General features: G+C 64.8%; 17 protein-coding genes. 6 read left to right on the forward strand and 11 right to left on the reverse strand.

The features are described from left to right. Positions 1-209 precede the first annotated feature (209 nt). The 6 genes from ACMG4O_RS00460 to ACMG4O_RS00485 all read left to right on the forward strand — a co-directional run bounded on the left by ACMG4O_RS00460 (position 210) and on the right by ACMG4O_RS00485 (position 4,707). Positions 210-887, forward strand: coding sequence for a ComF family protein (locus ACMG4O_RS00460; RefSeq protein ID WP_194854931.1), 678 nt, complete (start codon positions 210-212; stop codon positions 885-887). Positions 888-1,044: 157 nt separating this feature from the next. Continuing rightward, positions 1,045-1,728 (forward strand): 2-phosphosulfolactate phosphatase, encoded by a 684-nt coding sequence (locus tag ACMG4O_RS00465; RefSeq protein WP_194854932.1) that lies wholly within the window; start codon positions 1,045-1,047, stop codon positions 1,726-1,728. Positions 1,729-1,824: 96 nt separating this feature from the next. Further along, positions 1,825-3,069: an acyl-CoA dehydrogenase family protein gene (locus tag ACMG4O_RS00470; RefSeq protein ID WP_214012383.1), complete on the forward strand. Its 1,245-nt coding sequence runs from the start codon at positions 1,825-1,827 to the stop codon at positions 3,067-3,069. A 78-nt stretch (positions 3,070-3,147) separates the two neighbouring features. Further along, the gene (locus ACMG4O_RS00475) at positions 3,148-3,492 is read left to right on the forward strand and encodes a 4a-hydroxytetrahydrobiopterin dehydratase (RefSeq protein ID WP_142948270.1); all 345 of its coding nucleotides are present in this window, start codon (positions 3,148-3,150) and stop codon (positions 3,490-3,492) included. A 6-nt stretch (positions 3,493-3,498) separates the two neighbouring features. Beyond that, positions 3,499-4,149 (forward strand): hypothetical protein, encoded by a 651-nt coding sequence (locus ACMG4O_RS00480; RefSeq protein ID WP_414434166.1) that lies wholly within the window; start codon positions 3,499-3,501, stop codon positions 4,147-4,149. A gap of 99 nt (positions 4,150-4,248) precedes the next feature. After that, on the forward strand, positions 4,249-4,707 hold the full coding sequence (locus tag ACMG4O_RS00485; RefSeq protein ID WP_142948268.1) for a YiiD C-terminal domain-containing protein: 459 nt from the start codon (positions 4,249-4,251) through the stop codon (positions 4,705-4,707). A 181-nt stretch (positions 4,708-4,888) separates the two neighbouring features. On the opposite strand, the gene hemE is transcribed toward ACMG4O_RS00485, so the two are convergent. The 11 genes from hemE to ACMG4O_RS00540 form a co-directional block, all read right to left on the reverse strand. Next, positions 4,889-5,953: a uroporphyrinogen decarboxylase gene (gene hemE / locus ACMG4O_RS00490; RefSeq protein ID WP_414434167.1), complete on the reverse strand. Its 1,065-nt coding sequence runs from the start codon at positions 5,951-5,953 to the stop codon at positions 4,889-4,891. A 5-nt stretch (positions 5,954-5,958) separates the two neighbouring features. Further along, positions 5,959-7,380, reverse strand: a complete 1,422-nt coding sequence (locus ACMG4O_RS00495) for an FAD-dependent oxidoreductase (protein WP_194854937.1) — start codon at positions 7,378-7,380, stop codon at positions 5,959-5,961. An 11-nt stretch (positions 7,381-7,391) separates the two neighbouring features. Continuing rightward, positions 7,392-11,855 (reverse strand): glutamate synthase large subunit, encoded by a 4,464-nt coding sequence (gene gltB / locus ACMG4O_RS00500; RefSeq protein ID WP_142948265.1) that lies wholly within the window; start codon positions 11,853-11,855, stop codon positions 7,392-7,394. A 172-nt stretch (positions 11,856-12,027) separates the two neighbouring features. Beyond that, positions 12,028-13,440, reverse strand: a complete 1,413-nt coding sequence (locus tag ACMG4O_RS00505) for an SPOR domain-containing protein (RefSeq protein WP_414434168.1) — start codon at positions 13,438-13,440, stop codon at positions 12,028-12,030. Beyond that, on the reverse strand, positions 13,430-14,509 hold the full coding sequence (gene aroB / locus ACMG4O_RS00510; RefSeq protein ID WP_414434169.1) for a 3-dehydroquinate synthase: 1,080 nt from the start codon (positions 14,507-14,509) through the stop codon (positions 13,430-13,432). Before aroB ends, ACMG4O_RS00505 begins: the two co-directional genes overlap by 11 nt. A gap of 33 nt (positions 14,510-14,542) precedes the next feature. Continuing rightward, positions 14,543-15,076: a shikimate kinase AroK gene (gene aroK, locus ACMG4O_RS00515; RefSeq protein WP_255442310.1), complete on the reverse strand. Its 534-nt coding sequence runs from the start codon at positions 15,074-15,076 to the stop codon at positions 14,543-14,545. After that, on the reverse strand, positions 15,073-17,220 hold the full coding sequence (locus ACMG4O_RS00520; protein WP_414434170.1) for a type IV pilus secretin PilQ: 2,148 nt from the start codon (positions 17,218-17,220) through the stop codon (positions 15,073-15,075). Before ACMG4O_RS00520 ends, aroK begins: the two co-directional genes overlap by 4 nt. A gap of 21 nt (positions 17,221-17,241) precedes the next feature. Beyond that, positions 17,242-17,778 (reverse strand): pilus assembly protein PilP, encoded by a 537-nt coding sequence (locus ACMG4O_RS00525; RefSeq protein WP_370203060.1) that lies wholly within the window; start codon positions 17,776-17,778, stop codon positions 17,242-17,244. A gap of 11 nt (positions 17,779-17,789) precedes the next feature. Beyond that, entirely contained in the window at positions 17,790-18,476 is a 687-nt protein-coding gene (locus ACMG4O_RS00530) for a type 4a pilus biogenesis protein PilO (RefSeq protein WP_370203059.1), read from the reverse strand. Continuing rightward, positions 18,473-19,069, reverse strand: coding sequence for a PilN domain-containing protein (locus ACMG4O_RS00535; RefSeq protein ID WP_370203058.1), 597 nt, complete (start codon positions 19,067-19,069; stop codon positions 18,473-18,475). The genes ACMG4O_RS00530 and ACMG4O_RS00535 overlap by 4 nt, the downstream gene beginning before the upstream one ends. Next, positions 19,066-20,133, reverse strand: a complete 1,068-nt coding sequence (locus ACMG4O_RS00540; RefSeq protein WP_370203057.1) for a pilus assembly protein PilM — start codon at positions 20,131-20,133, stop codon at positions 19,066-19,068. The genes ACMG4O_RS00535 and ACMG4O_RS00540 overlap by 4 nt, the downstream gene beginning before the upstream one ends. Between the last annotated feature and the right edge of the window lie 47 nt (positions 20,134-20,180).

A 20,180-nucleotide genomic window follows, 5' to 3' on the forward strand; every position in this document is an offset into this window, starting at 1 on the left:
ACGATGGCTGGGGTTGACCTGGCTACGTCACTGGGCGGCAATGATAACCATTCTTATCTTCATGTCAAAAATACGTGAACCCGCTGCTACTTGGCTTACCGGATTTCCAGCCATGACCTACACGGCTTTGGGCCGATGTCGGCTGGGCAGGGCCCGGCCGCCGCGCCGATGATGATGGCACCCGACACCGAGGAAGACGGAGGACACGGATGTTGTTCGACCTTGCCGAACCCTGCCTGCTGTGCGGCCGGCGCAGCCCGCAGGGCCTTTGCCGGTTGTGCGCCGGCGAGCTGCGTGACGGCGGCGCCCTGTACGACCCGCTCTGCCGCTGCGGGCTGCCCGGCACCGAGCAAGGGGGGCTGTGCGGACGCTGCCTGCGGCGGCCGCCGCCGTTCACCAGTACCTACTGCCACTGGGTCTATCAGTTTCCGCTGGACCGGCTGATCAACGCCTACAAGCACAGGGGCTGCCTGCCGGCGGAACGGGCCCTGGAACCCTTGCTGCGCGAGCAGCCGCTGCCCTGGCCGGACGCCGAGGTGCTCTGCCCCCTGCCCGCCCACTGGCGGCGCCGGCTGGCCAGGGGCTTCGACCAGGCGGAGCGGCTGGCGCTGATACTGGCCCGCCACTGGCAGCGTCCGGTGGCGCCGCTGCTGCTGCGCCACCGGCCCACCGGCCATCAGCAGGGGCTGGGCCGCGCGGAACGGGTGCGCAACCTGCGCCACGCCTTCCTGGCGCGGCCCGGCGCCCAATACCGCCGGATTCTGCTGATCGACGATGTGATGACCACCGGCACCTCCGCCCGCGCCGCCAGCCGTGCCCTGCTGGAAGGCGGCGCCAAGGAAGTGCGCGTCTGGGCCCTGGCGAGAACTCTGCAGCAAGAGCGCTAACGCCATCTACAAAGTACGGTTTGTGGGAGCGAGCCCGGCTCGCGAAAGGCCGCCAAAGGCGGCCGGCAGGATCCCAGAGACGTTATTTTCGCCTGTCTGGCATCAGACACCACGGGTCCGTCATAATGCACGCTTCGTTCCGCAAACGGTCGCGCCCATGAAAATCAGCATCGCCCAAGGGCATAACCCGCCGCACAACATCAACGGCATCACCGTGATCATCGATGTGATCCGTGCCTTCACCACCAGCCACGAAGCGTTTCTGGGCGGTGCCAGCCATATCTACCCGGTGTCCAGCGCCGACGACGCTTTCCGGCTGCGCGAAGACTACCGGGAAGGCCTGCTGGTGGGCGAGGTGCAGGCGCTGCCCATCGACGGCTTCGACCACGGCAACTCGCCCTGGGAAATACGCCACACCGACGTGCGCGGCCGCTATCTGATCATGCGCACCACCAACGGCGTGGCCGCCACCCTGCGCGCCCGCGACAGCCGCCAGGTGCTGGTCGGCGCGCTGATCAACGCCGAAGCCACCGCCAACTACATCCGCGAACAGAACCCGGACACCGTGGTGCTGGTGGCGTCCCACCCCACCGGCGACGAGGATGTGGCCTGCGCGGAATACATCCGTGGCCTGCTGGGCGGCGAGGGCATCAGCCTGGAGCAGGCCCGCGAGCGCACCCGCAATGCCTTCGCGGCGAAGAAATTCCTGGACGGCAGCCACCCGCGCCTGCGCCCCCAGGACATCGACATGGCCGCCTCCAGCGCCGGCCCGGACGCCCTGATCATGGGCGTGACCTACGAGCCGGTGCCGCGCATCGACGTGATCCGACGCGCCTCCTGACCTTTTCCATCAACTCCGCCGCTCCCCTTGATCAATGACGGCCCGGCGGGCGCCTGATAGCGTCCCAGGGCATTAACTCATTGCCTGGAAAGCCTCATGATCGAGTGGAACGAACAACAGCAGATGATCCAGAAGATGGTGCGCGACTTCGTGGCCAAGGAAGTGGTGCCCAACCTGGACGATATCGAATACAACGGCGTGCCGCCCTACGACATCCTGCGCAAGATGATCAAAACCTTCGGCATGGACGTGATGGCGACGCAGAACTACGAGAAGCAGATCGCCCGCGAGAAAGCCGCCGCCGAAAACGGCGAGGACGCCCCCACCAAGAAGAAGGACGGCCCCTCCGAGGGCGCCGGCGACCAGGCGGCGATGACCATGATCCCGATCATTGAGCTGAGCCGCCACGCCCAGGGGCTGGTGACCGCCATGGGCGTGTCCATGGGGCTCACCGGCGGCGCCATCATGAGCAAGGGCACCATCGAACAGAAAGAGCGCTGGGCGCTGCCGCTGCTGACCCTGGAGAAAGTGGGCGCCTGGGCGATCTCCGAGCCCAACTCCGGCTCCGACGCCTTCGGCCAGATGAAGACCCTGGCGAAGCGCGACGGCAACGGCGGCTACATCATCAACGGCAGCAAGACCTGGATCACCAACGGCCCCTACGCCGACACCATCGTGCTGATCTGCAAGCTGGATGAGGAAGGCGTGGAACCCAAGGACCGCAAGATCGTGTCCTTTATTCTCGACGCCGGCATGGAAGGCCTGGAGCAGTCCAAGCCGTTCAAGAAGATGGGCATCGGCTCGTCACCCACTGGCGAGCTGTTCTTCAGTGACCTGAAGGTGGGCGCCGACCGCCTGCTCGGCGGCAGCGAGACCAGCTACGGCCGCTCCGGCGCCAAGGCCACCTTCATGCAGGAACGCGCCGGCGTGGCCGCCATGGCCCTGGGGATGGTGGAGCGCGCGCTGGAACTGTCCACCGCCTACGCCCGTGACCGCGCCCAGTTCGGCCGCCCGATCGGCGACAACCAGTTGATTCAGCTGAAGCTGGCGAAGATGGAAGTGGCGCGCGCCAACCTGCAGAACATGGTGTTCCGCTATATCGAGATGACCGCCGCCGGCAAGCAGATGAGCCTGGCCGAGGCCTCGGCGATGAAACTGTACGCCGCCCAGACCGCCATGGAGGTGTCCACCGAGGCGGTCCAGGTGCACGGCGGCTACGGCTACATGCGCGAATCCCGCGTGGAGCAGCTGATGCGCGACGCCAAGATCCTGCAGATCTACGCCGGCACCGACGAGATGCAGATCATCGCCATCGCCCGGGACCTGCTGGGCAGAGGCTGAGCGGCGCAAGCGGCAGGCTTGGAGCTTGCCGCTGGAAGCTTGTAGCCTTGAAGCTGCCAGCAACAAGGAGGATTCCCCATGGCACTACAGCAACAGCATTGCGAAGCCTGCCGCGCCGACGCGCCCCGTATCAGCGATGAGGAAGCGGGCAAGCTGCGCGGCGAGATTCCGGACTGGAAACAGGTGGAGGAAGACGGCGAAGAGAAACTGCAGCGCCAGTTCAAGTTCAAGGACTTCGCCCAGGCTCTCGCGTTCACCAACCAGGTCGGCGACCTGGCCGAAGAGGAGGGGCACCACCCTGCCCTGCTCACCGAATACGGCAAGGTCACGGTGACCTGGTGGACCCATAAGATCGGCGGCCTGCACCGTAACGACTTCATCTGCGCGGCGAAGACCGACGCGCTGTTCGACAAAAGGACCTGAGGTCGAATGGACTCACCCGCTCCCTGGACGCTGAGAGGGCACGCCTACGTGTGCGCCCTGGCGATGCCCGATGCCCTGCGTCGGCCGCAAGGCGGCACCGCCGAAGCACTCGGCCCGGCGACCGGCCGCCTCGGGGTGGTCATGTTCGTGGATTACCAGCGTTCAGAAGTGGGGCCGTATCGGGAGTTGTTGTTCATGCCCGGGCCCTGTCGCTTTCCGGACGGTCACCGGCGCTGGTCGATCGGCCGCATCTATGTGTCCAGCGAAGACAGCGCCCGCAACGGCAACCGCAACTGGGGCCTGGACAAGCGCGTGGCCTCCTTCCGGGTCGAGCGAACCCGCTACGGCGAGAGCGTGACCGTGCGCTACCAGGACCGGGACATCGCCGGTCTGACCCTGAAGCGGCGCGGTCCCGCCCTACCCGTACTCGGACCCTGGCTGCCCGAGCGCTGGCGCCGGCTGGGCCAGGTGCGCGACAACCAGCAATTCGTCTTCGCGCCCTCGGTGCGGGGCCGCCTGGGCGTTGCCAGCCTGAGCGATGCCTGGGGCAACGGGAAGGATTTCCCGCAGTTGCAGTACGGACGCGGACGCGGCTCTCTGTACCTGCCGGACTTCCACCTCGACTTCCCCGAAGCGGATATCCGACCCCTGTCCTGAACCTTACGGTGACCGGAAGCATCACACGGCTGTCGCTTCGCGACAGCCGCCCCGCCCACGCCCTTTGCTAGCATGGGTCACGGCAATCAGGAGAGACCCATGGCTTTAAGCGAAGAGCAAAAAGAACAAATCAAAGCGGCGTCCGATAAAACCTTTCCGTTCGTGGAACGCTGCGGCGCCCGGACCCTGGACGTGGACCGTGGCTACTGCAAGATGATGATGCCGCTGGCGCCCAACCTGAACCACGTCGGCATCATGTACGCGGGCGCCCTGTACACCATCGCGGAGCTGCCCGGCGGCGTGATCTATATGTCGTCGTTCGACACGCGGCGCTTCTACCCGATCGTTAAGGACATGCGGATCCGTTTCCGCCGCCCGGCCGCCACCGATGTGACCGTGGAAGTGCGCATCACCGACGAGGAAATCGAACGCATCCAGTCCGAAGCGGACGCCAACGGCAAATGCGATTTTGAATGGGATACCGAGATCAAGGACGAAAAAGGGGAAGTGGTGGCGCTCACCCATAACGTCTATCAGCTGCGAAAAATCGGCAGCTGAAGCGGTACAGGTAAAGGGTCAAAGCGACATCCGCAATTCGTTGCCGCTTTCGCAAAGGCGTATTGACAGGCTTTGTTCGTCGGGGCTAGCCTGAAATCGCACTCCGATGAGGCACGGAGCCCGGGGGTGCGTTTCCGACATGAGAGTCTGGAAATCTCGCGCGGCCTTCGGGCCGCGCTTTTCATTTACGCTCGCCCAGCTCCACCACCGCTTCGATAAATACCTTGGCGTGCTCCGGGTCCACTTCCGGCGTAATGCCGTGCCCCAGATTGAAGATGTGCCCCGGGTGATCGCCGAAGTCATCGAGGATGCGCGCCACCTCGGCGCGAATCGCCGCCGGTGAAGCGTACAGCACCGCCGGATCCATATTGCCCTGCAGCGCTACCCGGTCGCCGACGCGGCGGCGCGCCTCGCCGATGTTGATGGTCCAGTCCAGGCCCAGGGCGTCACAGCCGGTATCCGCCATGGATTCCAGCCACAAGCCGCCGTTCTTGGTGAACAGGATCACCGGCACCTTGCGGCCCTCGGCGTCCGGCTCCAGCCCGTCGACGATGCGCTGCATATAGCGCAGCGAAAACGTCTGGTAGGCCTCCGCGGACAGGGCGCCGCCCCAGGTATCGAAGATCTGCACCACCTGGGCGCCGTGGCGGATCTGGGCGTTCAGATAATCGGTCACCGCCAGAGCCAGCTTGTCGAGCAGCGCGTGGGCCAGTTCCGGCCGGTTGTAGACCATCCCCTTGAGATGGCGGAAATCCTTGCTGGGCCCGCCTTCCACCACATAGGTGGCGAGCGTCCAGGGGCTGCCGGAGAAGCCGATCAACGGCACCCGTCCGTTCAACGCGCGGCGGATGGTGCTCACCGCGCGCATCACGTAATCCAGGTCCGCTTCCGCGTCCGGTACCGGCAGCGCGGCGATCTCTTGCTCGGTGCGCACCGTCTTGCGGAATTTGGGGCCCTCGCCGGGCTCGAAGTACAAACCCAGCCCCATGGCGTCGGGAATGGTGAGAATGTCGGAAAACAGAATCGCCGCGTCCAGCGGGTAACGCTCCAGCGGCTGCAGCGTCACCTCGCAGGCCAGTTCCGCGTTGCGGCACAGGTCCATGAAGGACCCGGCCTGCTCCCGGGTGGCCCGGTACTCCGGCAGATAACGACCGGCCTGGCGCATCATCCAGATCGGCGTACGGTCCACCGGCTGGCGGGCCAGGGCTTTCAACAAGCGGTCATTCTTCAGCGGCGCGTGCACCATAAAATTCAAACGTCCAGGTAATCGAGGATGCCTTTGGCGGCTTCGCGGCCTTCCCAGATGGCGGTCACCACCAGGTCGGAGCCGCGCACCATGTCGCCGCCGGCGAAGATCTTCTCGTTACTGGTCTGGAACGGGAAGGTCTGCTTCTCCACGGCGGTGACGCGGCCGGCGTCGTCGGTGACCACGTTCTTGGCGTCGAACCAGTCGGACGGACTGGGACGGAAACCGAACGCCACGATCACCGCGTCGGCGGGCAGTACTTCCTCACTGTCGGGAATCGGCTCCGGACGACGACGGCCGTTGTTATCCGGCTCGCCGAGTTTGGTTTCCACCACTTTGACGCCCACCACCTTGCCGTTTTCACCGACCACCTCGATGGGCTGGCGGTTGAACAGGAACTGCACGCCCTCTTCCTTGGCGTTGGCCACTTCGCGGCGGGAGCCGGGCATGTTTTCCTCGTCGCGGCGGTAGGCGCAGACCACGCTGTCGGCGCCCTGGCGGATCGAGGTGCGGTTGCAGTCCATGGCGGTGTCGCCGCCACCCAGCACCACCACGCGCTTGTTGCTCACGTCGATGAAGTCCGCCGGATCCTTTTCAAAGCCCAGGTTGCGGTTGGCGTTGGCGACCAGGAACGGCAGCGCTTCGTGCACGCCGTCCAGATCCTCACCGGGGAAACCGCCTTTCATGTAGGTGTAGGTGCCCATGCCCATGAACACCGCGTCGAACTCTTCCAGCAGTTCGTCGATGGTCACGTCGGTGCCGACATCGGTGTTGAGGCGGAACTCGATGCCCATGCCCTCAAACACTTCGCGGCGCTTGGTCATCACCGGCTTTTCCAGCTTGAACTCGGGGATGCCGAAGGTCAGCAGGCCGCCGATTTCCGGATAACGGTCGAACACCACCGGCTTGACGCCGTTGCGCACCAGCACATCGGCGCAGCCGATGCCGGCCGGGCCGGCGCCGATCACCGCCACCCGCTTGTCGGTCCACACCACCTTGGACATGTCCGGGCGCCAGCCCATGGCCAGCGCCGTATCGGCGATGTACTTCTCGGTGGCGCCGATGGTCACCGCGCCGAAGCCGTCGTTGAGCGTGCAGGCGCCTTCACAGAGACGGTCCTGCGGGCAAACGCGGCCGCACACTTCCGGCAGGGAGTTGGTCTGGTGCGCCAGCTCCACCGCTTCCATCAGGTTGCCTTCGCTGATCAGCTTCAACCAGTTGGGGATGTAGTTGTGCACCGGGCACTTCCACTCGCAGTACGGGTTGCCGCAATGCAGACAGCGATGCGCCTGGTGTTCCACTTCCCGGGTTTCATACGGGTAGTAGATTTCCTCGTAGCGGTCCTTGCGCTGCTCGATGTCCTTCTTCTTCGGGTCCACCCGGGGGACATCAAGAAACTGGAAATGGTTGTTTAAACGTTCAGCCATGTTGTTCCCCGTTATGCCGGATTCGCACGCGTGCTTTTGAGCAGATCTTCCAGGCTGGCCGCCTTGGGCTTAACCAGCCAGAATTTACGGCTCATGGCATCGAAATTATCAAGAATGTACTGGCCCCATTCGCTGCCGGTCTCTTCCACGAATTCATGGATCACGTGGCGCAGATGACTGCGGTGGGATTCGGTGGCCTCGGAGCTGATGCGGTGCAGCTCGATCAGTTCCGGGTTCACCCGGTCGAAGAAATCGTTGTCTTCGTCCAGCACATAGGCGAAGCCGCCGGTCATGCCGGCACCGAAGTTATGCCCGGTGCGGCCCAGAACGGTGACGCAGCCGCCGGTCATGTACTCACAGCAGTGATCGCCGGAGCCTTCCACCACGGCGTGCACGCCGGAGTTACGCACCCCGAAACGCTCGCCGGCGGTGCCGGAGGCGAACAGCTTGCCGCCGGTGGCGCCGTACAGGCAGGTGTTACCGATGATCGCGGTGTCCTGGGTCTTGAACGGGCTGCCCTTGGGCGGACGGATCACCACCTTGCCCCCGGCCATGCCCTTGCCGACGTAATCGTTGGCGTCGCCTTCCAGGTACAGGTGCAGACCGCCGGCGTTGAACACCCCGAAGCTCTGCCCGGCGGTGCCGGTGAAGCGCGCCCGGATCGGCGCGTGGTCCATGCCCAGGTTGCCGTGGTGCTTGGCAATTTCGCCGGACACGGTGGCGCCCACGGAGCGGTCGCAGTTGGTGATGGTGTAATGGAACGAGCCGCCGGACTTGTTCTCCACGGCGGTGCGCATTTCCTCCACCATCTTGCGGTTGAGCGTGCCCTTGTCGAACGGCTCGTTGCGCTCCACCTGACAGTGGGTCGGCTTGTCCGCGGCGATGTGGTCGTTGCGCAGCATGGGCGTCAGGTCCAGACGCTTCTGCTTGTCGGTGTTGCCTTCGATGCGCTCGAGCAGATCGGTGCGGCCGATCAGGTCCGGCAGGCTCTTCACACCCAGCGCCGCGAGCAGTTCACGCACTTCCCGCGCCACGAAGGTGAAGTAGTTGATCAGCAGTTCCGGGGCGCCGATAAAGTGCTCCTGACGCAGATCCTCACGCTGGGTGGCCACGCCGGTGGCGCAGTTGTTCAGGTGACAGATACGCAGGTACTTACAGCCCAGCACCACCATCGGCACGGTGCCGAAGCCGAACGACTCGGCGCCGAGAATGGCCGCCTTGATCACGTCCAGGCCGGTCTTCAGGCCGCCGTCGGTCTGCAGCCGGATCTTGTCGCGCAGGTCGTTGGCGCGCAGCGCCTGGTGCGCCTCGGACAGCCCCAGCTCCCAGGGGGAGCCGGCGTAGCGGATCGAGGTGAGCGGGCTGGCCGCGGTGCCGCCGTCGTAACCGGAGATGGTGATCAGGTCGGCGTAGGCCTTGGCCACGCCGGACGCCACCGTGCCGACACCGGGCTCGGACACCAGCTTCACCGACACCTGGGCCGCCGGGTTGACCTGCTTGAGGTCGAAGATCAGCTGCGCCAGGTCCTCGATGGAGTAGATGTCGTGGTGCGGCGGCGGAGAGATCAGCGTCACGCCGGGCACCGAGTGCCGCAGGCGGGCGATCAGCGCGTTCACCTTGCCGCCGGGCAGCTGGCCGCCCTCGCCGGGCTTGGCGCCCTGGGCCACCTTGATCTGCAGCACTTCGGCGTTGACCAGGTAATGCGGGGTCACACCGAAACGGCCGGAGGCGATCTGCTTGATCTTGGACACCCGCTCGGTACCGAAGCGGGCCGGGTCTTCGCCGCCCTCACCGGAGTTGGAGCGGCCACCGAGGCGGTTCATCGCCGTGGCGATGGCCTCATGGGCCTCCGGGCTGAGCGCGCCCAGGGACATGCCGGCGGAGTCGAAGCGCGGCAGGATGTTCTCGATCGGCTCGACCTCGTCCAGGTCGATGGCGGGCACATCCTGGCGCACGTGCAGCAGGTCACGCAGGGTGGCGATGGGGCGGTCGTTGACCAGCGCCGCGTACTCCTTGTACGCGTCGTAGTCGCCGTCCTGGGTGGCCCGGTGCAGGGCATGGATCACGTCCGGGTTGAAGGCGTGGTATTCCTTGCCGTGGATGTACTTGAGCACACCGCCCGGGTCGATCGGCTTGCGCTGCTTCCAGGCGTCCTTGGCGATGATCTTCTGGTCGTTCTCGAAGTCCTCGAAACCGGCGCCCTCGATGCGGCTCTGCACGCCGCGGAAGCACAGGTCCACCACGTCGCTGGCGACACCCACGGCTTCGAACAGCTGGGCGCCACGGTAGGAGGTGATGGTGGAGATCCCCATCTTGGAGAGGATCTTCATCAGGCCTTTGTTGATGCCCTTGCGGAAATTCTTCTGCAGCTCCACCGGGTCACCGATCAGCTCCCCGCTTTTCACCATGTCCGCGATCACGTCGTAGGTGAGGTAGGGGTAGACGGCGGTGGCGCCGAAGCCGAACAGCACCGCGAAGTGGTGCGCGTCGCGGGCGGTGGCGGTTTCCACCACGATGTTGGCGTCGCTGCGCAGGCCGCAGGCGGTCAGGTGGTGGTGCACCGCGCCGGTGGCCATCAGCGCGTGGATGGTGAGCTGGTCCTGCTGAATGCCGTGGTCGGACAGCACCAGGATGATCTTGCCGTCGCGCACCGCCTGGGCGGCCTGCTCGCACAACGCCTTGACCGCGCTTTCCAGGCCCTGGTCGGGCTGGTAGTGCAGCGACAGACGGGCATGGGCGTAGCCGGGCCGGTCGATCTTGAGCAGGTTGGTGAACTTGGAATGCGACAGCACCGGCGTGGACAGAATCGCCCGGTCGGCGTGGTCGGAGGTTTCCTCGAACACGTTCCGTTCGGAACCGACGCAGGTTTCCAGGCTCATCACGATCGCTTCGCGGAGCGGGTCGATGGGCGGGTTGGTGACCTGCGCGAACTGCTGCCGGAAATAATCGTAGAGCGGACGCTGGCGTTCGCTGAGCACCGCCATGGGGGTGTCGTCGCCCATGGAACCGGTGGCTTCCTGGCCGGCTTCCGCCAGCGGACGGATCACCTGATCGCGCTCTTCGAAGCTGATCTGGAAGAACTTCTGGTAGCTCAGCAGATCCTGCGGATCGATGTCGTCGGTACGCTCCACTTCGTGGTCGTAGTTGGCTTCAATGCGCAGCGCGCTTTCCTTGAGCCACTGACGATAGGGGTGACGCACCTTGAGACGGTTGTCGATATCGCTGGTGTGCAGCAGCTCGCCCTTCTCGATGTCCACGGCGAGAATCTGGCCGGGGCCGACACGGCCCTTGGCAACCACGTCTTCCGGCTGATAGCTGTACACGCCAATCTCGGAGGACAGGGTGATAAAGCCGTTCTTGGTGATCACCCAGCGGGCCGGACGCAGACCGTTACGGTCGAGCATGCAGACCGCGTGGCGGCCGTCGGTCATTACCAGACCGGCGGGGCCGTCCCACGGCTCCATGTGCATGGAGTTATATTCGTAGAAGGCGCGCAGATCCGCGTCCATGGTTTCCACGTTCTGCCAGGCCGGCGGCACCATCATGCGCACCGCGCGGAACAGGTCCATGCCGCCGGAAACCAGCACTTCCAGCATGTTGTCCATGCTCGAGGAGTCGGACCCTTCGCGGTTGACCAGCGGGCTCAGGTCGCTGAGGTTGGGCAGCAGTTCGTTCTCGAACTTGTTCTCCCGCGCCAGCGCCCAGTTGCGGTTGCCCTGGATGGTGTTGATCTCGCCATTGTGGGCCAGATACCGGAACGGCTGGGCCAGCGGCCACTGCGGCGAGGTGTTGGTGGAGAACCGCTGGTGGAAGACCACGATGGCGGTTTCCATGGTCTCGTCGCTGAGATCCGGATAGAACGCCGGCAGGTCCACCGGCATCATCAGGCCTTTATAGGAGACCACCGCCGAGGACAGGGAGCAGACGTAGAAGTAGCCGTCCGCTTCGATGCGCTTTTCCGCGTGCCGGCGGGCGAAGAACAGACGCCGGTTGAGCTGGTCGTCGGTGTCGCCCTCGGCGGCCACCAGCACTTGGTGGAAACCGGGCAGGGACTGCTTGGCCAGATCGCCCAGGCAGGACGGATCCGTGGGCACTTCCCGCCAGCCCAGCACATTGACGCCCTGGGCTTCCATCTGCTCCTGGAGCACCGCTTTCTGGGCGCGGGCGCGCTCGGCGTCCGGGTGGGTGAAGACCATCCCCACGGCATAGGTGTCGGGCAGGTCGATACCCTGCTCGCCGGCCACCTTGCGGAAGAAGGAGTCGGGCTTTTTCAGCAACAGACCGCAGCCGTCACCGGTTTTTCCATCGGCATTAATGCCGCCCCGGTGGGTCATGCAGGTGAGTGCTTCGATCGCGGTTTGCAGGAGCTCGTGGCTGGCCTTGCCCTCCATATGGGAGATCAGGCCGAAACCACAGTTGTCCCGGAATTCTCCGGGCTCATAGAGCCCACGCACCAGCTTGGAATTCTGCTGCATCAAAACCTTTCCTCTTGAAATTCAGAGACTTACAGAAGGCGGAACAGGCGTCGAAAAGACGGCGACGGCAAAAAAGGGATGTGCATTCTACACTTTGCGCCGATCAGCCACAAACGGGAAGACGGCACCGTCCAAACCGCACAGTGCCGGGTGGACCGCGCCGCGGGCAACTCTAGCGCAATTCGTTGCGTATCGAGCCCATATCCCGCGGGAAGGGGCCGCCGCGCCGCAGCGCCTCGGGCAGTTCGTCCCGGGCCGCCAAAGCCGCGTCACGGCTGGGATAGGGGCCCGCCAGCACCAGGTAGACCCGTTCATCACCCCGTTCCGCCCGGTAGTAGGCGCCGTTACGGTCGATCTGGTCAAGTACCCCGCGCGCTCCGTCTTCCCGGCCGGTGGCCACCAGCTGCAGAAACCACTCCCCATCGTCGCGGGTGGCCAGCCAGTCTTCCTGCTGGTAACCGAGGCGGGCGTCCAGCCCGGACAATTGCGGCTCGCCGCTGGAAACGGTGTCCGGCGTTTCCTCCTGCGCCGTTTCGGCGGGTTCGGCCTCGGCGGGCTCAGCGTCGGCCGTGGCGGCCTGCTCACCGGCGGGCTCCGGGGCTTCCGGCGCCGGCGGCGTGCGCACGTCTTCCGCTGCCGGCTCGGCGGCCACCTGCTCCGGCACGTTTTCCGCCTCTTCGAAGGTGCGGGCGGAATCGTGGTATTCGGCCAGGGCGCGGCGGGTGGTTTCCGGGTCGCCGCGTTCGCCGCTGCGTGCCGAACTCTCGCTTTGCGTGGCTTGCGGGGCCGGCTCCGCCGGATCTTGTGCCTCGGCCACCGGCTCCTTGGGCAGGTCCAGGCTCACCACCTGATCCTGCTCGGCTTCGTCGTCACCGCCGCTGGCCAGCCACAGCACCAGCACCACCAGCACCAGCGCGCCCACCGCCAGACCGTGCCGCCAGGGCACCGGCTTGTTGGCCAGCAGGCCGCCACCGCCGCCGGCTCTTGCCTCCAGCATCGGCAACAGCGCCGCGATGCGGCCGTCGCTCTCGTCGCTCAGATCGCGGGCTTCCTGGTCGTCCAGCGCCAGGGCGAAGCCCTGATCGGCGAATACGGCCACGTCGTCCGCGTCCAGCGGCGGCAGCACCAGCACGTCCTCCACGTTCAGTCCGGCGTCGCGCAGGTGCTCGGCGCTGCCCGGCTCGCCGCCGAACACATAGGTGAGGCGCTGCCCCAGCTTGGTTTTCAGGGACGCCATGGTGGCCAGGGCCTCGGACGGGGCCAGGTGGGCGTTGTCCACCACGATCACCAGGCTGGTGTCCGCCAGCGTCTGTTTGAGGGTGTCGGCCAGGTCGGCGCGCTCGATATCGAAGTGCACCAGCATGGCGTCCACCACCGCGTTGGCGCCCAGTTCCTCGGCGCCGTCCAGGCGGATCAGTTCGAAGTCCCCCACCAGGGACATGGAGAGCATGCCCAGCAGGGTGGAGACGCCGCTGCCGGCCTCGCCTTCCAGCACCGTGGTGGCGCCGTCGTGGGCGTGGCCGTTCAGGGCGTCGAGAAGGTCGCCGCGCTCGGCGCCCTCGTAGAAAAAATCCTCATCTCTCACAAAAGGCCTCGAGCGTTCGCGTCAATGCGTTCGGGTCGTATTCGCCTGTGACCAGGGCATCACCGATTTGGTTCAGCAACACCAGCCGCAGGCGGCCGTTCTGTACCTTTTTATCCAGCGCCATCAGCTCGCTGAAATCCGCCCGCGCCATCCCTTCCGGCGCGGTCACCGGCAGCTTCCAGGCCGCCAGACTGTCGCTCACCCGGTCCAGGTCGGCCTGCTTCAGCCGGCCCAGCTCCAGGGACATGCGCGCCGCCATCACCATGCCGGCGGACACCGCCTCACCATGCAGCCAGTCCCGGTAGCCGGTAAAGGTCTCCATGGCATGGCCGAAGGTGTGGCCCAGATTAAGCAGCGCGCGGTTGCCCTGCTCGGTTTCATCGGCGGCCACCACCTCGGCCTTGTTGCGGCAGCTGCGCAGGATCGCTTCCGCCACCGGCGCCGTGTCGCGGGCGGCCAGCGCCGCCTGATTGTCCAGCAGCCACTGGAAGAATTCCGGGTCGCGGATCAAGCCGTACTTGATCACCTCCGCCATGCCGGCGGCGAATTCCCGCTCCGGCAGGGTGTCGAGCACGGCGGTGTCGATCACCACCGCGCGCGGCTGATGGAAGGCGCCGATCATGTTCTTGCCGCGCGGGTGGTTGACGGCGGTCTTGCCGCCCACCGAGGAATCCACCTGCGCCAGCAGCGTGGTGGGCACCTGGATAAAGTCCACGCCGCGCTGGTAGCAGGCGGCGGCGAACCCCACCATATCGCCGATCACGCCGCCGCCCAGCGCCACCAGCGTGGTGGTGCGCGAATGCCGGTGGGCCATCAGGGCGTCGAAAATACGCTCCAGCGTGGCCAGGGTTTTATGCTGCTCACCGTCCGGCAGGATCAGGGTGTCGCACTGCAGGTCGCCCAGACCGCGGGTGACCGCGTCCAGGTAAAGCGGGGCGATGGTCTCGTTGGTGACCACCATCACCTGATTGCCGCGCACATGGCCGCGGATCAGGTCCTGCCCGAGCAGGCCGCGATCGATATAAATGGGGTAGCTGCGTTCGGCCAGCGACACATCAAGCTTCTGCATACGGCCTCGTAAAGCGGAGTGGGAGTGCGGGCATTATCGGCTGGCGTGGTCGGCCAGACAACCGAGTACCTGATCGGTCACTTTCTTGAGGTTACCGGAAGCGGTGGAGACCACGCCGTGCGCCACTTCCCGGTAGAGCGGATCGCGTTCCTGGAACAGCGCCTGAAGACGGGCCTCCGGGTCGCTGGTCTGCAGCAGCGGCCGGTTGCGGTCGTTGCGGGTGCGGGCCAGTTGCACCTCCACCGGCGTCCACAGATAGACCACGCAGCCACGCTCATGGAGGTGGCGGCGGTTCTCCTCCTGGGTGACCACGCCGCCGCCGGTGGCCAGAACAATGCCCGCCATGCCGGTCAGTTCGTCGATCACGTCGCGCTCGCGGCGTCGAAACCCCTCCTCGCCTTCCATATCGAAGATCCAGGGGATGTCGGCACCGGTTTTCTCTTCGATCACGCGGTCGGAATCGTAAAACGGGCGGCCCAGAACCTGGGCGAGGTGTCGGCCCAGGGTGCTTTTACCCGCACCCATGGGCCCGACTAAATACAGAGACGTGGAATCCTTTGGGTTCACCGACTAGCCATTGCGTCTTTCACCAGGCGAGGCGTGATAAAGATCAGCAGTTCCTGCTTGTTATCACGGTTCACCTTCTTGCGGAACAGGGCGCCCAACCAGGGGATATCACCCAGGAAGGGGGTTTTGACCGTGGATTCTATCTTTTCCTGCTGGAAAATGCCGCCCAAAACCACGGTTTCGCCGTCATTGACCAGAACCGTGGTTTCCACCCGGTTGGTGTTGACGGTGGGCGCGCTGGTGTCGGTGCCCAGGGAGTCGTTGTTGACCTTGAGCTGCATGATCACGTCGCCTTCCGGGGTCACCTGCGGGGTCACTTCCAGACGCAGCTCCGCCTCGATGAACTCCACCGCGGTGGCGCCGGACGCGGTGGCCACGTTGAAGGGCACCTGCTGACCGGAGGCGATCACCGCCGGCTGCTGATCGGCGGTCAGAACCTTGGGCGTGGCCACCAGTTCACCGTGGCCTTCCGCTTCCAGGGCGGACAGTTCCAGCTCGATCAGGCCGGAATCCAGGGAGGTGAAACCGATCGCGAAACGGGTGGCTTCCTGTGACGCCACACCCATGTCGACGATCAGGTCGTTGTTCTGCTCTTCGTCGAACTCCTCGAATTCACCCAGGGAGCCGTCGTCTTCGCGGTCGATGTTGGCGTAGTGCAGTTCACGCAGGGAGGTATGACGACCGGAGATCGCCACGCTTTTGCCCTCGTTGACCAGGCTGTCGCCGTCGTAGGCGAGGCCGCCCCAGCGCACGCCGAATTCGTCGGCCACGTCGGTGCTGGCGATCACCACCCGGGCTTCGATCAGCACCTGCTGGACCGGAATGTCGAGCTGCTGAATCAGACCGCGGATCTCCTGCAGTTTGGCCACGGTGTCCTGCACGATCAGCGTGTTGGTGCGCTGATCCACGGTCACCGAGCCGCGTCCGCTGACCAGCGCGGAGCCTTCCCCGCCCTGGGAGGTGATCAGCGCCTTGAGTTCCTCGGCGCGGGCGTAGTTGATGCTGATGTACTCGGTGCGCAGCGGCGCCAGCGAGGCCAGCTGCTTCTGGCTCTCCAGCTCCTGCTTTTCGCGGGCGGCGATTTCGTCCGCCGGCGCCACCAGCAGCACATTGCCCACCTTGCGCTTGTCCAGGCCCTTGGTCTTGAGGATCAGATCCAGCGCCTGATCCCAGGGCACGCTCTGCAATCGCAGGGTGATTTTGCCGCTGACGGTGTCGGACGCCACCAGGTTGAGGTCGGTGAAGTCGGCGATCAGCTGCAGCACCGAGCGCACTTCGATGTCCTGGAAATTCAGCGACAGTTTCTCGCCGGTGTATTTAAAGGCATCGCGGCGCTGGCGGTCCTTCTCGGCCACGGTCAGCGGCTTGACGTTGATGCTGAACTGGTTGTCCGCCTGGTAGGCGAGGTAGTCCCAGCTGCCTTCCGGCTCGATGGTGATCACGGTGCTGCCGTCCACTTCCTTGGTGTCGACGAACTGCACCGGGGTGGCGAAGTCACTGACGTCCAGCCGGCGCAGCAGTTCGTCTTCCACGTCGGCGCCCACGAAGCGGGCGACGATACGGCCGCCCTCCTCGCGCACGTCCACCGGCATGGCGTCGTCCGCCAGCTCCACCAGCACGCGGCCTTCGCCGTCGTCACCGCGACGGAAATCGATGCCACGCACGCCGGCGCTGCTGGGCGCCACCTTGCGCTGCACGGTCTCGCTGGCCGGGTCCATGGACGGGGTGGCGTTGTCCGCGCCCAGGGTAATCACCAGCTCCTGGCCTTCGATCCGCGTTTTGTAACCGGTCAACTGGTCCAGGTTGAAGATCAGGCGGGTGCGTTCCTTGGCGCCGAGCACCATCAGGCTGCGCACATTGCCGGAGCCCAGGTTGTGCTCTTTCACCTCGATCTGGTTACGGGTGTCGAGCAGATCCAGGGCGACCCGCGCCGGTTGCTCGATGCTGTAGCCCTTGACCTGCGGCGCCTCGCCCTCGAAGGACACGCGCACTTCCACGCCGTCGCCGGGCAGGGTGTTGGCGCGCAGGTCGGTTACCGTCGCCGCTCGCCCCAGGGTGGCCGCGCTCAACCCCACCAGCACCAGCAGCAAAGCCGCCCAACGCTGGGACGCAGCCCTTGTTTTTGTTGATGTGAAGATAATCATAACTGGCATCCCCAGCAGCGGTTATTCAGCAAGCGAAATGTTTCGGGAGCGTTCCACCCAGCCGTCCTGTCCATCCGGGACGATCTCGACCAGCGCGATCTGGTCGCTGGACACTTCCACCACGCGTCCGAAGTTCCTACCCATGTAGCTTCCCACCCGTACCCGGGTCACCGAGCCGGTGGGGTCTTCGATCAGAGCTTCCAGCGGATTGCCGGGCTTGGTGATGGTGCCCACCATGGCCAGCGCGTCCAGGCTGAAACCTTCCAGGTATTGCTTGGGCCGGCTCAGATCCGGTTCCACCGGGCGCCCCTCCGGCACCTCCAGCAGCTTCTCGTCCACCGGCCGCGAAAACGGCGCCCGCAGTTTATGCGCCGCATAGGTGTAGGTGGCGATCGGCTTGAACTCCGGCGGCGGCTCGATCCGACCCCTCGGACGCGCCTTGATCTCCGTCATCCGCGCGTCCAGCTCATTGATGCCGGCACCGGAACCGCAGCCCTGCAGCAGCGCGGCGGCCGCCACCAGCACCAATCCGTACGCAATGGATTTACGTCCATTCATGTTCGTTCCCCTCAGGACCGGCCGCCTTTGGCCCGGTTATTCTTCTCCGTACCCTGACCGCCACCGTCGTCGTCGCCCCCGGCGTAACGGTAGGTCTTGGCGGTGATCGACATGTCCAGCATGCCCCGCGACCCGGCTTCCTCCTTGATCGGCACGATCTTGAAATCGTGCAGGGTAACGATGCGCGGCAGCGCCGCCACCCCGGACACGAAGGCGCCGAAACCGTGGTAGTCCCCGGTGACCTTGATGTCGATGGGCAGCTCCGCGTAGAACTCCTTCTCGATTTCGTCCTTCAGGGCAATGGTCTCGAACTCCAGGCCGCTGCCGAGACCGGTATGCGTGATGTCCTCGAGCAGCCCGGGCACCTCGGTGTCCTTGGGCAGCTGGCTCTTGAGGGTTTCAAAGCTGGCTTCCAGCTCCACCAGCTGCTGGCGGTACTGGTCCAGGTTATGGGCGCGGAAGGCTTTCTGCTCGAAGCTTTCCAGCAGCGTGACTTCCTCGCGTTGCAGCTGTTCGTGGCGGCTGTTGAGATCCTTGATGCTCAGGAAATAGCCCAGACCGAGAACAAAGCCGAACACCAGCACCGCGGCGCCGATCTTCACCGGCATCGGCCAGCCGCCCACGTTCTCGAAATCCAGGCTGTTGAGCTCGTCGATCAGCTCGCGCACATCCAGGTTCTTCAGTTCGGATGCTTTCATTGCCCGGCCTCCTCGTCATCGCCGCGCGGCGAGCCCTGCTTCACCGTCAGCGCGAAGGTGTTGGCCTGGGCGCTGTCCTCGCCGTCGGCACCGCGCTGGCTCTCGTCCAGAGCATTCACGTTGAGCAGATTGGGCTCCACGAACCAGTCCGAAGCGGCCAGGTTACGCATCAGCCGCGAAATCCGGTTATTGGACTCCGCCACCCCTTCGATCCGGTAGTTGTCACCGGTCCGTTCCACCAGCGTGTAGTACACGCCTTCGGGCAGGGTGCGCACCAGCTGGTCGAACACGTAAACGATGGTCGGCCGGTTGCCCTGCAGCTCCTGAATCACCTTCATGCGCGCCACCAGCTGATCACGGCGGCGCTGCAACTCGTTGATTTCCTTGATCTGTGTATCGAGTTTGGCGATCTCGCTCTGGATATGGTTGTTGCGGGTCTGCTGGTCGGCGATCTGGCCTTCCACCATGCCCTTCCAGAGCCAGAAAATCAGACCCGCCAGTAGCGCGGCGAACGCCAACATGGCGATGAACTCATGCTGGCGCTGCTTGCGTCGCTCCTCGCGCCAGGGGAGCAGGTTAATCATGGTTGTCATTGCTCGAAGCTCCTCAGGGCCAGGCCACAGGCGATCATCATCGCGGACGCGTCGTTCTCGAGCGCCTTGGCGTTAACCTTGTTGGCCAATGCCATATCGGCGAAGGGATTGGCCAGGGAGCATCCGGTGCCCACCTTTTGCTGAATCAGGTCGGGCAGTCCGTCAATCGAGGCGGAGCCGCCGGCGAGCAGGATATAGTTCACTTCGTTGAACTGGGTGGAGCCGTAGAAGAACTGCAGGGAGCGGTTGATCTGCTGGACGATGGCGTCCTTGAACGGCTGCAGGACCTCGTTTTCGTAGTCCTCCGGCAGCTCGCCGGTCTTCTTGGCCAGCCCGGCCTCCTCCATGGAGATGCCGTAGCGGCGCTGGATTTCCTCGGTGAGCTGCTTGCCGCCGAACAACTGCTCGCGGGTGTAGACGCTGCGCCCCTGGTGGAACACATTGAGCGTGGTCATGGTGGCGCCGATATCGAACACCGCCACGGTGTCCAGCTCCTCGGCGTTGGGCAGGCCGGGCAGGATCAGCTGGAAGGCCCGCTCCATGGCGTAGGCCTCCACATCCACCACCTTCGGCTGCAGCCCGCCGATCTCCAGGGCATCGGCGCGCATTTCCACGTTCTCGGTGCGGGACGCCACCACCAGCACTTCCACCCTCTCCGGGTTGTCCTCCACCGGGCCGATCACCTGGAAGTCCATGCGGACCTCGTCCAGCGGGAAGGGAATGTACTGGTCGGCTTCCACCCGAAGCTGATTTTCCATGTCGTCCTCGCTCAGCGAGGCGTCCATTTCAATCACCTTGGTGATGGTCGCCGAGCCGGGCACGGCCACCGCGGACGTCTTGATCCCCGGACGGGCACGGCCCACCAGACGGGCGACCACATCCCCGACCCCCTCAACGTCATTGATGTTCTTTTCCACCACGGCGTTTGGCGTTAGCGGTTCGACGCCGTAACTTTCGACCTTGTAGCGGTTCCCCGTTCTGGACAATTCCAGCAACTTAACCGCGGTGGAACTGATATCGATCCCCAGCAGTGTCTGGGCCTTTTTTCTGAGAAAAGGCAGCACAGTCGTCGTCCCGTGTGATTGTTTTAGAGATGTTTTTACTTCAAAAA

Source organism: Alloalcanivorax venustensis (assembly GCF_047495515.1).
GTDB classification, from domain to species: domain Bacteria; phylum Pseudomonadota; class Gammaproteobacteria; order Pseudomonadales; family Alcanivoracaceae; genus Alloalcanivorax; species Alloalcanivorax venustensis.